Origin of the sequence: Flavobacterium sp. Leaf82, assembly GCF_001422725.1 — a bacterium.
Classification (GTDB): Bacteria; Bacteroidota; Bacteroidia; order Flavobacteriales; family Flavobacteriaceae; genus Flavobacterium.
Window position 1 is genome coordinate 532,689 of sequence record NZ_LMMA01000001.1, and the last position, 16,350, is coordinate 549,038.

General features: G+C 32.9%; 16 protein-coding genes. 7 read left to right on the plus strand and 9 right to left on the minus strand.

The genetic code is table 11. The annotated features are described in order from the left end of the window. Window positions 1-15 precede the first annotated feature (15 nt). Both ASF10_RS02285 and ASF10_RS02290 read right to left on the minus strand, forming a co-directional pair. Window positions 16-498, minus strand: a complete 483-nt coding sequence (locus ASF10_RS02285) for a dihydrofolate reductase (protein WP_056244866.1) — start codon at window positions 496-498, stop codon at window positions 16-18. Between the two features lie 12 nt (window positions 499-510). Then, window positions 511-855, minus strand: a complete 345-nt coding sequence (locus ASF10_RS02290; RefSeq protein WP_056244869.1) for a 2TM domain-containing protein — start codon at window positions 853-855, stop codon at window positions 511-513. A 237-nt stretch (window positions 856-1,092) separates the two neighbouring features. Here ASF10_RS02290 and ASF10_RS02295 point away from each other — a divergent pair, with 237 nt between their 5' ends. Beyond that, window positions 1,093-1,389, plus strand: coding sequence for an isoamylase early set domain-containing protein (locus tag ASF10_RS02295; protein WP_056244871.1), 297 nt, complete (start codon window positions 1,093-1,095; stop codon window positions 1,387-1,389). A 52-nt stretch (window positions 1,390-1,441) separates the two neighbouring features. On the opposite strand, the gene ASF10_RS02300 is transcribed toward ASF10_RS02295, so the two are convergent. From ASF10_RS02300 to ASF10_RS02315, 4 genes are all read right to left on the minus strand, one after another. Beyond that, the gene (locus ASF10_RS02300; protein WP_056244874.1) at window positions 1,442-2,293 is read right to left on the minus strand and encodes a thymidylate synthase; all 852 of its coding nucleotides are present in this window, start codon (window positions 2,291-2,293) and stop codon (window positions 1,442-1,444) included. Between the two features lie 119 nt (window positions 2,294-2,412). Further along, a complete protein-coding gene (locus ASF10_RS02305; RefSeq protein ID WP_042566126.1) occupies window positions 2,413-3,036 on the minus strand; it encodes a bifunctional nuclease family protein in 624 nt (207 codons plus the stop codon). A 164-nt stretch (window positions 3,037-3,200) separates the two neighbouring features. Continuing rightward, window positions 3,201-4,169 (minus strand): electron transfer flavoprotein subunit alpha/FixB family protein, encoded by a 969-nt coding sequence (locus tag ASF10_RS02310; protein WP_056244877.1) that lies wholly within the window; start codon window positions 4,167-4,169, stop codon window positions 3,201-3,203. A 145-nt stretch (window positions 4,170-4,314) separates the two neighbouring features. Continuing rightward, on the minus strand, window positions 4,315-5,061 hold the full coding sequence (locus ASF10_RS02315) for an electron transfer flavoprotein subunit beta/FixA family protein (protein ID WP_056244879.1): 747 nt from the start codon (window positions 5,059-5,061) through the stop codon (window positions 4,315-4,317). Between the two features lie 491 nt (window positions 5,062-5,552). On the opposite strand from ASF10_RS02315, the gene ASF10_RS02320 reads away from it, so the two are divergent. The 6 genes from ASF10_RS02320 to ASF10_RS02345 all read left to right on the plus strand — a co-directional run bounded on the left by ASF10_RS02320 (window position 5,553) and on the right by ASF10_RS02345 (window position 14,175). Continuing rightward, window positions 5,553-6,530, plus strand: a complete 978-nt coding sequence (locus ASF10_RS02320) for a pyruvate dehydrogenase complex E1 component subunit beta (protein ID WP_056244882.1) — start codon at window positions 5,553-5,555, stop codon at window positions 6,528-6,530. A 68-nt stretch (window positions 6,531-6,598) separates the two neighbouring features. Further along, window positions 6,599-9,100 carry a DUF5686 family protein gene (locus ASF10_RS02325; protein WP_056244885.1) on the plus strand — a complete coding sequence of 834 codons (2,502 nt, stop codon included), beginning with the start codon at window positions 6,599-6,601 and terminating at the stop codon, window positions 9,098-9,100. A 47-nt stretch (window positions 9,101-9,147) separates the two neighbouring features. Then, the gene (locus ASF10_RS02330; protein ID WP_056244888.1) at window positions 9,148-10,200 is read left to right on the plus strand and encodes an acyltransferase; all 1,053 of its coding nucleotides are present in this window, start codon (window positions 9,148-9,150) and stop codon (window positions 10,198-10,200) included. Window positions 10,201-10,248: 48 nt separating this feature from the next. Beyond that, a complete protein-coding gene (locus ASF10_RS02335; RefSeq protein WP_056244890.1) occupies window positions 10,249-10,848 on the plus strand; it encodes a DNA-3-methyladenine glycosylase family protein in 600 nt (199 codons plus the stop codon). 132 nt (window positions 10,849-10,980) lie between these two features. After that, complete coding sequence (locus tag ASF10_RS02340) at window positions 10,981-11,511, plus strand: inorganic diphosphatase (RefSeq protein WP_056244892.1); 531 nt, start codon at window positions 10,981-10,983, stop codon at window positions 11,509-11,511. A gap of 111 nt (window positions 11,512-11,622) precedes the next feature. Next, complete coding sequence (locus ASF10_RS02345) at window positions 11,623-14,175, plus strand: sodium-translocating pyrophosphatase (protein ID WP_056244894.1); 2,553 nt, start codon at window positions 11,623-11,625, stop codon at window positions 14,173-14,175. Window positions 14,176-14,232: 57 nt separating this feature from the next. Here the strand turns inward: ASF10_RS02345 and ASF10_RS02350 are convergent, their stop codons facing one another. From ASF10_RS02350 to ASF10_RS02360, 3 genes are all read right to left on the minus strand, one after another. Then, complete coding sequence (locus tag ASF10_RS02350) at window positions 14,233-14,601, minus strand: type II toxin-antitoxin system HigA family antitoxin (protein WP_056245576.1); 369 nt, start codon at window positions 14,599-14,601, stop codon at window positions 14,233-14,235. Between the two features lie 167 nt (window positions 14,602-14,768). Then, the gene (locus ASF10_RS02355) at window positions 14,769-15,383 is read right to left on the minus strand and encodes a deoxynucleoside kinase (RefSeq protein ID WP_041516522.1); all 615 of its coding nucleotides are present in this window, start codon (window positions 15,381-15,383) and stop codon (window positions 14,769-14,771) included. After that, on the minus strand, window positions 15,383-16,198 hold the full coding sequence (locus ASF10_RS02360) for a hypothetical protein (protein WP_056244897.1): 816 nt from the start codon (window positions 16,196-16,198) through the stop codon (window positions 15,383-15,385). The genes ASF10_RS02355 and ASF10_RS02360 overlap by 1 nt, the downstream gene beginning before the upstream one ends. Window positions 16,199-16,350: the final 152 nt, after the last annotated feature.

Sequence of the window (16,350 nt, forward strand, 5' to 3'; positions counted from 1 at the left end):
CAAGAGGATGTTTTTTTATTTTCTAATATATGTTTCGTACGTATAATCATAAAGATGTTTGTCATCTTTAAAATTTTCTTCAGCTTCTACAAGCTGCCATTCGTTATTATTAATTTTAGGAAAAAAAGCATCAGCGTCAAAAGTATGATGCACTTTGGTGATTTCTATAATATCTGTATAAGGTAAAGCCAGATTATAAATTTCGCCTCCGCCAATAATATACGAATCCTCATTTTCAGGACATGCAGCAATTGCGCTTTCAATGCTGTCAACTACAATACATCCTTCCGGATTATAATCTTTCTGACGTGTTATTACAACATGAACCCTGTTTGGGAGTGGTTTTGGAAAACTTTCGAAAGTTTTTCTTCCCATAATGATATGATGATTCGTTGTAAGCGATTTGAATCTTTTAAAATCATTTGGTAAATGCCAAACCAATTCATTGTTTTTTCCAAGTGCGTTATTTTCGGCAACAGCCGCTATCATTATAATCATGGTATTCTAAAACTAAATTTTATTTTCAGTATCCTCATTTATTCTGGATTCTAATTGAATAATTCTTTTTTGTTGTAAGCCAACAAGTCGGTCAATTTGTTCTCTTTCCCACTTTTTATTCATAAACCTGTCTGTAATGTAAACCTTTATAAAATGCAAAATAAAGATAAAGAACCATATTGTTATGGCCCAAATACACCAGTTCTGTTCCGTGTTTGCTCCAAAACCAAAAAATCTATTGGCAATAAATATAAATAGACTTCCTAGTAGAAAAAGTACAAAATGAAAATACAGGATTTTTTTTTGTCTAAGTCTTCTTCGGGCATATTCGTATTGTTCGTGCACTTCTTTTTCCATAAGATTTAAATGAGGTTATAAAGTTAAAATTTATTTTGTAATCACCCTATTTAGATTCGCGAATATTTCTTCTAAAATAAACGGGAAGTTTTAAATTCAAAATTTTAACGGGATTTATTTATTGATATGCCTAAAAAGATAATTCGTTTTTGATATTATCACAAATCGGATGTGAAGATATCAAAAGTTCATGTGATTTTGTGTAATTTAGTCTATGAATCTAAAAACTAAATAGTTATGTCTTTGAAGAAACAATTTATTAAAACAAAGCCGGTTTGTAAAGTAACATTTTCTATAGATGCTAAAGACGCAAGTTCGGCAGCAGTTGTTGGTGATTTTAACAACTGGAATATTGAAGAAGGAACTTTAAGTAAGTTAAAAAACGGTACTTTTAAAGCTACTTATGACTTGGTTAAAGATGCGATTTACGAGTTTAAATACGTAATTGACGGAAGTTATGTTAATGATCCTGATGCAGATTCGTATAAATGGAATGATTTTGCCGGAAGCGAGAATAGTGTATTAGTTGTGTAAAAAACAGCATAAAAAAATCCGCTTGATTTATTAAGCGGATTTTTTTATGGTTTTATACAGCAACACTTCCTTTTATTCCTGCGTGCGGTTCATAATCAACAAGTGTAAAGTCATTATAATCAAAATCAAAAATGTTTTTGATCTCTGGATTTAAAATCATTTTTGGTAACGGTTTTGGCTCACGTGTTAATTGTAATTCTAATTGTTCGAAATGATTGTTGTAAATATGTGCATCTCCAAACGTGTGAATGAATTCGCCGTATTCTAAATCGCAAACCTGTGCAATCATCATCGTTAATAAAGCATAAGAAGCAATATTAAACGGAACGCCTAAAAATATATCAGCGCTTCGTTGGTACAATTGGCAGGATAATTTCCCTTTTGTTTCTCCTTTTTCAGTGTCAGGACTTGTTACATAAAACTGAAAAAATGCATGACAAGGAGGTAAGGCTGCTTTGTTGTTCCCAACGTTTTCTTCAAATGATTTTTTAGTATCAGGTAAAACAGATGGATTCCATGCTGAAACTAACATTCTTCGGCTGTTTGGGTTTGTTTTTAGTTCTGTAATCAATTCAGATATCTGATCAATTTCTTCACTATTCCAATTACGCCATTGATGTCCGTAAACAGGTCCTAAATCTCCGTTAGAATCTGCCCACGCATCCCAGATTTTTACTCCGTTTTCCTGAAGATATTTAATATTTGTATCGCCTTTTAAGAACCAAAGTAATTCGTAAATGATCGATTTTAAGTGTAATTTTTTGGTTGTAACCATTGGGAAACCTTCACTTAAATCAAAACGCATTTGGTAACCAAAAACACTTTTTGTTCCGGTTCCGGTTCGGTCTCCTTTTTGATTGCCGTTTTCTAAAACGTGTTTTACCAGGTCTAAATATTGTTTCATGACTGCTTTAAGCTCTAGGCTTTAAGCTTTAGGCTTTCTCCTAATGCTCTAAGCTTGTTTTTTTATGTTTTTTTGCTTTAAGCTTACAGCCAAAAGCTTACGGCTTATAGCCCTAAAAATTATCTTTTTGAAATTTCGTCTCTAATTTTAGCGGCTTTTTCATAATCTTCCTGAGAAACAGCCTGATCTAAAAGTTCATTTAATTCCTGTAAACTATGTTTAGCATAAACATCTCCGGATTGATTACTTTCTTCTTCATGGCCAAAAGTTTCCGGATTAGAAAGTACGTCATCAATTTCCTGAGAACCCTGATCAGTTTCGGCAGTATTTGATTTTAAATAAATTCCTGCTTTGTCTAAAATGTTTTTATAAGTAAAAATCGGAGCGTTGAAACGTAGTGCTAATGCAATTGCATCAGAAGTTCTCGCATCTATAATTTCTTCGATTTTGTCTCTTTCACAAATTAAACTGGAATAAAAAACACCGTCAACAAGTTTGTGAATTATCACTTGTTTTACAACAATATCAAATCTTTCTGCAAAGTTTTTGAATAGATCGTGTGTTAACGGACGTGGAGGTTTAATTTCTTTTTCTAAAGCAATAGCAATCGATTGGGCTTCAAAAGCGCCAATAACTATTGGTAATTTTCTTTCGCCATCAACTTCATTCAAAATTAAGGCATAAGCGCCATTTTGAGTTTGACTGTATGAAATTCCTTTTATGGATAATTTTACTAGACTCATATATGTGGGTAAAAAAGGGCAATTATTGCCTCATTTTAGTACTTTTTTTGATTGAAAAATAAAGGTGCAATTTTAATCAAAAAATATGGAACAAAAAAGCCACCTAAAACAAAGATACGATTATCTTGTTTTTAGGCAGCTATATTTTTATAGAGATTTTTAAATTAAGAATGTTGTGCTTTAAAAGCTTTTAATTTCTCAATTAATTTAGGAACAATTTCAAAAGCATCTCCAACAACACCATAATCTGCCACTTTAAAGAAAGGAGCTTCAGGATCATTGTTGATTACCACTTTTACTTTTGATGAGTTAATACCAGCAATATGCTGGATTGCACCAGAGATTCCTATTGCGATATATAAATTTGTAGCAACAGGTTTTCCTGTTTGCCCAACGTGTTCGCTATGAGGTCTCCATCCTAAATCAGAAACTGGTTTAGAACAAGCAGTTGCAGCACCAAGTACAGTGGCTAACTCTTCAACTAATCCCCAGTTTTCCGGACCTTTTAATCCGCGTCCGCCAGAAACTACGATATCTGCATCAGCGATAGAAACTTTTCCTGTTACTTTTTCTACAGATTCTACTTTTACTCCAAAGTCATTTTCTCCAATTGATGGATTAAAATCTTCTTCGGTTGCAGATCCTGCACTTTCAAAAATTCCGTAAGAGTTTTTAGCTAATCCAAGAACTTTTACATCTGTACTGATTTCAGTAATATTGAAAGCTTTGTTTGAGAAAGCATTTCTTTTTACCTGAAAAGGTGAAGTGCTAACCGGTAATCCAACAACATTTGAAGCAAACCCAGCATTTAAAGCTACAGCAACTAATGATGAAAGATAAATACTGTCTGTAGTCGAAGAAAGTAAAACTACTTTTGTTCCTTCTTTTTCAGCAGCTTGTTTGATAACATCGGCGTAAGCCTTAGCTGTAAAACCTGCTAATTTATCGTTTGTTACTTTTAATACTTTGTCAACTCCGTATTTAGATAATTCGCTTACATCGCTAATGTTAACGGTTAAAGCGGTTACGGTTGTTCCTAAAGTTTCTGCTACTTTCTTAGCGTAAGAAGCTAATTCAAAAGCAACTTTTTTAAATTTTCCTTCTGCAGATTCTGCATATATTAATATTGACATAATAATTTTAGATTTTAGATTTTAGATTTCAGATTTTAAAAATTGAAATCTAAAATGATTATTGATTTTAGATTTGAAGTGAATCAAATGTTGAGTTTTAGATTTTGCGTTGCGATCAGCAATCTAAAATCTAAATTCTACAATCTTAAATCACCTTAGCCTCGTTGTGTAATAAATTAACTAACTCATCTAAATTATCAGGAGAAACTAATTTTACTGCTGATTTAGGAGCCGGTTTTTCAAATTTCACTGCTTTTGTATTTACAGGAGCATCAACTGGTTCAAGAATAGTAAGTGCTTTTGTTCTTGCAGTCATGATTCCTCTCATGTTTGGGATACGAAGATCTTTTTCTTCAACAAGACCTTTTTGACCACCAATGATTAGAGGCAAAGTAGTGCTTACAGTTTCTTTTCCACCATCAATTTCGCGAACTGCTTTTACATTGTTTCCATCAACGGTTACACTTGTACAAGAGTTTAAAAAGTTAGAACCTAAAATTCCTGCGATCATTCCAGGAACCATTCCACCATTATAGTCAAGAGATTCTTTTCCTGCAATTACAAGATCATAACCTCCGTTTTTAATTACTTCGGCAAGTTGTTTTGCAACAAAAAAACCATCAGTTGGGTTAGCATTTACACGAATTGCTTCGTTTGCACCAATTGCTAAAGCTTTACGTAAAGTTGGTTCTGTATCCGGGCCTCCAACATTTACTACTGTTACAGTAGCACCTTGTTGTTCCTGAAACCAGATTGCACGTGTCAGACCAAATTCGTCATTAGGGTTAATTACATATTGTACACCATTAGTATCAAATTCTGAGTCACCATTGGAGAAGTTGATTTTTGAAGTAGTATCAGGCACATGGCTGATGCAAACTAGTATTTTCATAAGTATATATTTTGAATTTATAATATGCTCTGACAAATTTAGAAATTAAAATCGGAATAATATACTATGCGTGCATAATATTTTTTAAAAACTATTACGATTTCGCAGATTCTGAAATTTAGAAGTCGATGCTTTACAATCCAAAATAGATAATTCATTCATTTGTGCTGATTCTTAGGAATTTTGCAAAGCCATGAGTCTCAACAACTGTTAAACTTAGATTGATTTATACTACTTTTTCGACTGTTACGTTTTAGAGTAAGAATTTTGGAAACTTTTAGTATTAAACAAAAAGAGTTGAATTTGTATGATAGGTGTTTTACTAATGAAATAATACTATTATATCGATTTCGTAAATATCACAATAAAATTTAAAAAGTTAAAAGCGCAGGGCAGGAGGAAGATCATGTGATTTTAAATCTAATTTATGCTTTTAAGTTATTTAAAATATTTATTTTTGCTCTTCAGAAAATTCAACATACAATATAAATATGAGAACAATACAATTTAGAGAGGCCATTTGCGAAGCGATGAGCGAAGAAATGCGTCACGATGAATCCATATATTTAATGGGCGAAGAAGTTGCAGAATACAACGGAGCATATAAAGCTTCAAAAGGAATGCTTGCTGAGTTTGGCGAAAAAAGAGTAATCGATACTCCAATTGCTGAGCTTGGTTTTACAGGGATTGCAGTAGGATCAGCTATGAACGGTTGTCGCCCTATTGTGGAGTACATGACTTTCAACTTCTGTTTAGTAGGTATTGATCAAATTATAAATAACGCTGCTAAAATGCGTCAAATGACAGGAGGACAATTTAATGTGCCTATCGTTTTTCGTGGACCAACTGCTTCTGCAGGTCAATTAGGAGCTACTCACTCACAAGCTTTAGAAAACTGGTTTGCAAATACTCCGGGTCTTAAAGTTGTTGTGCCTTCTACTCCTTATGATGCAAAAGGACTTTTGAAATCTGCAATTCGCGATAATGATCCTGTAATTTTTATGGAATCTGAGCAAATGTATGGTGATAAAGGCGAAGTGCCTGACGGAGAATACACAATTCCGTTAGGAGTTGCTGATGTTAAACGTGAAGGAAAAGATGTAACAATTGTATCTTTTGGTAAAATCATCAAAGAAGCTTTTATTGCTGCTGATGAATTAGCTAAAGAGGGTATTTCTTGTGAAATTATCGATTTAAGAACAGTTCGTCCAATGGATAAAGATGCAATCTTAAAATCTGTTAAAAAGACAAACCGTTTAGTAATCTTAGAAGAAGCCTGGCCATTTGCAAGTATTTCATCTGAAATTACATACATCGTTCAGGAACAAGCATTTGATTTTCTTGATGCGCCAATTCAACGTATTACAACTGCAGATACACCTGCACCTTACTCTCCTGTTTTACTTAAAGACTGGTTGCCAAATGCAGCTGATGTAGTAAAAGCAGTAAAGAAAGTATTGTATAAATAATACAAAATTAAAATACTCACAAAACTTCATCAGTCATATTAATTGATGAAGTTTTTTTTTGCCAGACGATGAAAAGAATAATTTTATTCAGCCTGTTTTTTGTATTCGCATTTGCGAATAGTGGTACCGCACAAACAAAAGTGAACGGAATTGTTTTGGATAAATCGAATCAGCCAATACCTTTCGCAAATGTCGTTTTTAAAGGTTCAAATACAGGAATAGTTTCTAATGAAGACGGACGTTTTTATCTGGAATCGCCAATTACCTATACCGCTTTATTAGTTACATCTGCAGGATTTTCTGACAAGGAAGTTCCATTGGAAAAGGCGGTGAATTATGATTTTAAAATTGTTCTGGGAGAAGCCGAAGCGCTTAATGAAGTTGTAATCTTTACAGGAAAAACTTCTAAAAAAAATAATCCGGCACTGGATATATTGAGAAAAATATGGGAAAGAAAACGTAAAAACGGTCTTTACCAATTTAACCAATATCAAATGCAAAAGTACGAGAAGGTTGAGTTTGATATGAACACAATTGATAGTGCTTTTATGAAAAACAAACTCTTTAAAGGGATGGAGTTTGTTTTTAATCATGTTGATACTTCAGATGTTACCGGAAAAACCTATTTGCCAATATTCATCAATGAATCTGTTTATGATGTTTATGGCGATAATAAATTAAAGAAAGTAAAAGAGAATCTTAACGGAAGTAAAACATCCGGTTTTAACGGAAATCAGCAGATTTTATCGTTTGTAAAGGATCTTTATTCAGATTATAATATTTACGATAATCACCTTACTTTTTTTGACAAAAGTTTTACAAGCCCGCTTTCCAAAACTGGAATTGATGTTTATAATTATGTCCTGAAAGACAGTGCTTACATCGATAAAAAATGGTGTTATAACATTGTATTTTATCCAAGACGTAAAAATGAGTTAACTTTTAAAGGAGATTTTTGGGTAAACGATACCACTTTTGCGATCAAGAAAATTAATATGGGCGTTACCAAAAGTGCCAATATTAACTGGGTAAAAGATATTTATATCGAGCAGGAATTTGAAGTAGAAAATGATTCTGTTTTTCTATTGACCCGTGATTATATGATGTCGGATTTTGCTTTAAATAAAAAAGAAAAATCTAAAGGAGTTTATGGTAAAAGGACAACTTTGTACCGCAATCATAAATTTAATCTTCAAAAACCGGAGAAGTTTTATAAAGAAGAAGTCAATTTTATAGACAATGCTGTTTATGAACGGCCGCCGGAATTTTGGGATGAAAATCGTTTTGAGAAATTAAACAAAGACGAAGCAGGTATTTATAAAATGCTGGATACTTTGCAGACTGTCAAGCGATTTAAGCAGCTTTATAATTTAGTTTCTATTTTAGGAAGTGGTTATGTCGAGTTTAAAAACTTCGATTACGGACCTATTTTCTCTACATTTGGATACAATGAAGTAGAAGGTTTGCGATTAAGAGTAGGAGGAAGAACTTATTTTGGACCTAACGATCCATGGCGTGTTCAAGCCTATACCGCTTACGGATTTGATGATAATAAATTCAAATACGGAGTTTCAGGAAAATGGATGGTCGACAAGAAAAAACGTGTCATCATTTCTGGAGGAAACAGGCGTGATATCGAACAAATTGGTGCCAGTTTAACCACAACAAATGATATTTTAGGACGAAGTTTTGCTTCTTCGGCATTGTTTACAACAGGAAGTAACGGAAAATTAACCAATATTAATTTGAGTAATGTTTCTGTAGAAATGGAGCCCATAAAAAACTTTGTCGTTCAGGCCGGTATTTCGTACAGAACGTTAGAGTCTGCATCACCAACTTTTAGTTTAGATTATTATACGACTTTGCCAACACCGGCAAACCCTACAGGTGTAATACAAAGTGCAGTAAAACAATTTGAGGCTAATGTTCAGTTCGAACTTATGCCAAAACGTAAAACTATTGGTTTTGGAGTTGAGAGAGATCTTGTAGATAGCCCATTTAGTCATTTCTTTGTTAATTTTAGTTATGGACTTAAAGGAGTTATGCAAAGTGATTTTGCTTACGAAAAAATACAATTATTCTACAAACAGCCTATTATTATTGGACCATTAGGAAGATCGAATATTATTCTGGAAACAGGAAAAACCTTTGGTACGATTCCGTTAGGATTAATGAGTGTAATTCCGGGTAACCAGACTTATTTTACGATAGAAAATACGTTTAGTAACTTGAATTTCTACGAGTTTATTACAGATCAATACACAACTTTACAATGGAATCATGATTTTGGCGGAAGATTATTTGCCAGAGTTCCGTTTATGAGAAAACTAAACTGGAGAGAATTTGTTGGAGTAAAAGGAGTTTACGGAACAATTTCAAACGCTAACAGAGCCATAAACGCATCAGACCAACCGTATAATGCACCAGAAAATGTGTATTGGGAGTATAATGCCGGAATTGGAAATATCTTCAAGGTTTTTCGTATTGATTTCTCCTGGAGAGGAAGTTATTTAAACACTCCAGATGCCAATAAATTTGCCGTAAAAGGATCTTTCGGGTTCTATTTTTAAGCATCTATACATTATTTGATGGTTCTATATTAAACAAATAATATTTTATGAGTGAAAACCAAGTTGCTAATAAAATGATTTGGACAACTAATCTAAGAGTTGTGGCAACAGTTAGTGTGATTTTTTTGCATGTTGCGTCAGAGATTTTATATCAATATGGTTGTATTCCTGATTTTATTTGGTGGACTGGAAACATTTATGATAGTGTAGTTCGTTTTTGTGTCCCAGTATTTGTTATGCTTACCGGAGTTTTAATGCTAAGCAAAACCTATGAGTTAAATGATTTCCTGAAAAAAAGATTTTCACGAATAATTTTGCCTTTTCTATTTTGGAGTTTTGTTTATGCCTTATTTTCATTAAATGATAAGATTTCAGGAGGCTCTCAAATGTCTTTTTTAGAAAGTATAAAATGGCTAATTCATCTGTTGTTAAATGGTACTTCCTATCATCTTTGGTATATTTATATGATTATCGGAATTTATCTTTTTATTCCAATAATAAGCAAGTGGGCACAAAATGCTACTCAAAAAGAAATTTTGTACTTTATATTCATCTGGATTTTTACCTTAATTATCAATCAGCCAATTTTATCCAATTTTAAAATTAATATTGATTTAATGTATTTTTCAGGATTTATAGGATATGTGGTTTTGGGATATTATTTATCGATCAAATCATTTGCTTACAGCAAAACAACGATAAACTTAATTTCTCTCTTTCTAATATTTGCAGGCGTTAGTATTACAATATTTGGGACTTATTTTTTATCAAAACGCAATAATGATTTTGTAGAATATTTTTATAATTACAATACATTAAATGTTTTGATGTCATCTGTTGGAGTATTTCTATTTTTTAAGAATTTAGAAATTTCTAATTTAAAGGTTATAAAAATAGCCAATTTTATTAGCAAGTATAGTTATGGAATTTATCTGGTTCATGTTTTGGTTTTAACTTTTATGAAAAACATAAAACTAGATTATGATTTTATAAACCCAATATTTGCAATTCCTATTGCTACTTTAATTTGTTTATTGGTTTCTTTATTAATTGTTTTTGCTATAAATAAATTGCCTTATGGAAAATATATATCAGGATAGAATAATTTAAAAATCTGCGTAAAAACAGGGCTAAAAAAAAACTCAGATATGCAAGAAGCTATTGATTTTCTATCCACAAAAAATCCAATATTTCAGGAAATCATCGAGAAGTATGGATTGCCGCAAATCCCGAAACGTCCGCAAGGTTTCGAAACATTGGTATTGCTAATCCTTGAACAGCAAGTTTCTATAGATTCGGCGAAGGCCACATTTTTAAAAATCAAAGCCTACACAACTTGTAATCCTGAAACAATGTTGGTATTATCAGATGAAGAATTTAGAAATCTTGGTGTAAGCCGTCAAAAAACAAAATATATTAAAATTCTGGCTGATGCTGTTTTAAGCAAAGAACTTGATATTGAAAGTTTATCCTCAAAATCAGCAAAAGAAGTTCGCGAAGAACTTATTAAATTAAAAGGAATTGGAAATTGGACTATCGATATTTATTTAATGTTCTGTCTTCAGGAACCGGATTTGATTCCGTTAGGCGATATTGCCGTTATCAATACGATTAAAGAATTACTGAATATTCACGATAAACCAGAAATGGAAATTCATACACAACAATGGAGTCCGTATCGTTCTTATGCGACATATTTGCTGTGGCATTATTACTTAAATAAGCGAAACAGGAAAATTACCTATTAAGTGTCTGTTATATAAATGGAAAAGTATATTAATTAATGAATAAATACATAGATTAATGTGCTTTTTTTATTGTAAAAAAGGATTCTTTGGTTACTTTTGCAATCGAAATTATAGAAATAATAAAAAACGAAAATGACCGCAGACAAACTAACAACTTTCGATGTATTAATCGAAATACCACGTGGAAGCAGAAATAAATACGAGTACGATTTTGAAATCAAAAGAATGCGTTTCGACAGAATGTTATTCTCTTCAATGATGTACCCTGCTGATTACGGATTTATTCCTGAAACTTTAGCACTTGACGGAGATCCTCTTGATGTGTTGGTTTTAATAAACGAACCAACTTTCCCTGGATGTGTTATTGAGGTAAAACCAATTGGTGTTTTCCATATGGCAGATGATAAAGGACCGGATGAAAAAATTATTTGTGTACCGGTTTCTGATCCAATCTGGAATTCTTTAACAGATCTTTCAGATATGAACCCGCACTTAGTAAAAGAAATTGAGCACTTTTTCCAGGTTTATAAAGATCTTGAAAACAAAAAAGTAGATGTAGAAGGTTGGGGAGACGTAAACGAAGCTTTTGCAATTATTGCTGAGTGTACAAAACGTTTTGATGATATTGAGAATAAACCAGAAGGATTATTTAGTATTAAATAATTTTTGCCATCATATTTTATAAAAAAAGCAATACTCCGTTAAGAGTATTGCTTTTTTGTTTAAATTCGTTTAGTTAGTTCATTGACTATTAACCAAAACCATTAAAATATTATGAATGCATTTATGATTTACTTGCCAATTGTAATGGCAATTATCGGATTACTTTTCATGGGAATAAAAAGGACTTGGGTTTTAAAACAAGATGCTGGAGATGGCAAGATGAAAGAGATTTCAGATTACATCTACGAAGGTGCACTGGCATTTTTAAAAGCAGAATATAAACTCTTGACAATCTTTGTAATTATTGCAAGTATAGCTTTAGCAGGAATTACTTTTATCCCGGGTGTAAAAACACATTTATTAATAGTAGTTGCATTCATTTTTGGCGCATTATTTTCAGCCTACGCAGGTAACATAGGTATGAAAATAGCAACCAAAACAAACGTTAGAACCACTCAGGCAGCACGTACTAGTTTGCCTCAGGCTTTAAAAGTTTCTTTTAGTGGCGGAACGGTGATGGGTTTAGGAGTGGCAGGTTTAGCCGTTTTGGGTCTAACCGGATTTTTTATAATTTTCTTTAATCTTTTGTCTTGTGGAGTTTGGAAGGATACAGAAACCATGACCGTAGTTCTTGAAACACTTGCAGGGTTTTCGCTTGGTGCGGAATCTATTGCATTGTTTGCCAGAGTTGGTGGAGGAATCTACACAAAAGCTGCCGATGTTGGTGCAGATTTAGTAGGTAAAGTCGAAGCCGGAATTCCGGAAGATGATCCTCGTAATCCGGCAACAATTGCTGATAACGTTGGAGATAATGTTGGAGATGTCGCGGGTATGGGAGCTGATTTATTTGGCTCGTATGTAGCAACTGTTTTAGCAGCAATGGTTTTAGGAAATTATGTGATTAAAGATATGGGCGGAAATATTCAGGATATCTTTGGAGGAATTGGACCAATTTTATTGCCAATGACTATTGCCGGTTTCGGAATTTTATTTTCGATTATAGGTACTACACTTGTAAAAATATCTGATGATAATGCCAAAGAAGCACAAGTACAAAAAGCTTTGAATATAGGAAACTGGGTTTCGATTGTTTTAACAGCAATTGCCTGTTTCTTTTTAGTACGATATATGTTGCCTGAAACTATGCAAATGAGTTTTTTTGGCGAAGGTTCTAAAGATATTTCATCAATGAGAGTTTTCTATGCAACCTTAGTGGGATTGGTTGTTGGCGGAGCAATTTCATCAGTAACAGAATATTATACAGGATTAGGGACAAAACCAGTTATGGCAATTGTACAAAAATCGTCGACCGGAGCAGGAACAAACGTTATTGCAGGTTTGGCAACAGGAATGATTTCTACTTTTCCAACCGTATTATTGTTTGCAGCAGCAATCTGGATTTCATATGCTTTAGCAGGTTTTTACGGAGTTGCTTTGGCAGCTTCAGCAATGATGGCAACTACTGCCATGCAATTGGCAATTGATGCTTTTGGGCCAATATCTGATAATGCAGGAGGAATTGCTGAAATGAGCGAATTACCAAAAGAAGTTCGTACAAGAACAGATATTCTGGATTCAGTAGGAAATACAACTGCTGCAACCGGAAAAGGTTTTGCAATCGCCTCAGCAGCTTTAACTTCATTAGCATTATTTGCGGCGTATGTAACCTTTACAGGAATTGACGGAATCAATATCTTTAAAGCTCCGGTTTTAGCTATGTTATTCGTGGGTGGAATGATACCGGTAGTTTTCTCGGCTTTAGCGATGAATTCTGTTGGAAAAGCCGCAATGGATATGGTTTATGAAGTACGTCGCCAGTTTAAGGAAATTCCGGGAATTATGGAAGGAACCGGAAAACCGGAATATGGAAAATGTGTTGAAATTTCGACAAAAGCCGCTTTACGCGAAATGATGTTGCCTGGAATCTTAACAATTGGTTTCCCGATTGCAATTGTACTTTTAGGAAAATTAGTTTACGCAGACAATAATCAGTTAATCGCTGAAATGTTAGGAGGATATATGGCTGGAGTTACCGTATCTGGAGTTCTTTGGGCAGTTTTTCAAAACAATGCAGGAGGTGCATGGGACAATGCTAAAAAATCTTTTGAAGCAGGAGTTTTAATCAATGGAGAAATGACTTATAAAGGTTCTGATGCACATAAAGCAGCCGTAACCGGAGATACAGTTGGAGATCCGTTTAAAGATACTTCAGGACCATCAATGAATATTTTAATCAAATTAACTTGTTTGATTGGTTTGGTAATTGCGCCTATTTTAGGTGAAGGACATTCCGCTTCAGGTTTAGCTGAAAAAGGTTCTTGTTGTGCCAAAACAGAGATGCATGCTGGCGGAGTTTCTAAATGTGGTGATCTTTCGATGATGACAAAAGAAGAATGCATTAAAATGTGCAAAGAGAAAGGATGCACAGCCGAAGAAACAGCAAAATGTCTGGCGCATTATGATGCAAAAGGAAAATATGCACATCAAAAAACAGATTGTTTTGATACCACTAAATATACCAAAAACAGACTTGAAGTTAATTTAGCTACTGTTAATGGTGTTACAACCGGAACTGTAACCAAAACAGAAAACGGTAAAACAACTACCGAAGTTTATGAAGGTACTGAAGCCGAAGTAAAAGCAAAAATCGAAGCTGCGAAATAATTTAGGAAAACCAAAGAAGATAAATAAAAAATGCCTCTAAATATTTAGAGGCATTTTTTATTTAGTCAAAGCATATTCTTTTATTAAAGTTGCGGCAGGTATATGTAGCTTTTCATTTAGAACTCTAATTTGTGTTATTGTTAGCGCTCTTTTTCGGTTAAAAATTTCTGAGACTCTTGATCGGCTATTTAAAATAATTCCTAAATCTGTTGCGGTAAGTCCGTTTTGCTCCATCATAAACTTAATAGCTTCAATTGGGTCAGGTTCCAGTATTGGGTAATGTATTTGTTCATACTTTTCGATAAGTGTTACTAGAATATCTAATTCATCACTTTCATTTGTATTTGGTATCGCATCAAAAAGAGCATTTACTCTTTCTAAAGCTAAATCATAATCCTTTTCTTTTTTTATAGGCCTTATTTCCATATTATAATTATTATCATTTCCCAAATTCCCAAATATGGGCGTGGTAAAAATAAGAAAATATTTACAAATTAAGCAAGGTTTCTTTGAGATTGTTCCATAATAAAAAATGCCTCTAAATATTTAGAGGCATTTTTTATTTTATTCAAAATCATTTATGAAATTAGTTTCTAAAACAACCCATTCAATTCAGCATCGATTCTATTAATGATATTTCCTAAATCTTCCGGATTATCAACGAAATTAATATTATCAACATCAATAATCAATAATTTTCCTTTAGTATAAGTTTGTACCCAGGCTTCGTATCTTTCGTTCAAACGGCTTAAATAATCGATAGAAATTGAATTTTCGTAATCACGTCCGCGTTTGTGAATTTGTCCTACTAAATTAGGGATAGAACTTCTTAAATAAATCAATAAATCAGGCGCTTTTACCAGTGATTCCATTAATTCAAAAAGAGAAGTATAATTTTCGAAATCACGACTCGTCATTAATCCCATAGAATATAAGTTGGGAGCAAAAATGTAGGCATCTTCATAAATCGTTCTGTCCTGAATGATTTTCTTTCCGCTTTCACGAATTTGCAATACCTGACGAAAACGACTGTTCAGGAAATAAATCTGCAAATTAAACGACCAGCGTTCCATTTGATGGTAAAAATCATCTAAATACGGATTATCAACTACATCTTCATAATGGGGTTCCCATTTAAAATGTTTCGCCAATAATTTAGTCAAAGTTGTTTTACCTGCTCCTATATTTCCTGCTATTGCTATGTGCATTACGGTGTTACGATTTTATAATTTGTTATTTCTTTGGCTGTAAAAATAGATAAAATTTGGTCTTTGTAGCAGAATTTATCAAACGATTTTTCTAAAATTTCAATTTCAGAAAATGCATTTGAATTTGTACTTGTAATGTCTTTAAAATACAACAAATTAGCGCTCCTGTAAAGATATTGATGATTGTTAATAATCTCTATTTCATCAAAATCGGATACTTTTCCTAAAGAAGTTGTTTTTCCGAAAATATCACAGGAAAACCAGTTGTTTTTTTTATCGATCCAATAGAATGTATTAAAGTCAGTTTGGTAATGTTTTATGGCTTCTATTAAAGGTGTAGAAACTGTCTTATATTCGTTTTTTAAATAATCAAAAAGACTAATTTGTTGGTTTAATGCATTATAAATCCATAACTGATTCTGTGTTGACATTCCGATCGCCGAAACAACAATTGGTGTATTGTTCAGAGAAAAATTAATTTCTGTGATTTTGTTCAGCTGATTGTCTAATAAAACTGCGGTATTAAAATCTTCATAGAACAATACGATTTTAAGCGGATTTTGTAAATCGACTTTCGTGATTTGGCCCAGCGAAACATTCTTATATTCAAATATTTCTTTGCCTTTGATTTTACTAAAAACATTGTTTTTAATCTGATACCAATATCCAAAAGAATCGTATCCTGAAAAATTATCAGCATCAATTGTCGAATGAGAAAGTAAAGTGGCTTTTATTGTTGGATTTTGCGAAAAAACAGCTGAAAAAGAGCAGGTAATAAAAAGAAGGTTTAAAAAAAATTGCACCGTTTTGCTCATGATATTAGTTTCTAAAGAGCCAAATTACAAAAAACGAGAATAAGAACTACTTAATTAATTTAGAGATTTAATTTCTAAACCTCGTTATGTTGTAATAGTCTAAGTAATAGTGGATTTTGTCTATATCTTACAGCTGTTGATATATTTAACTT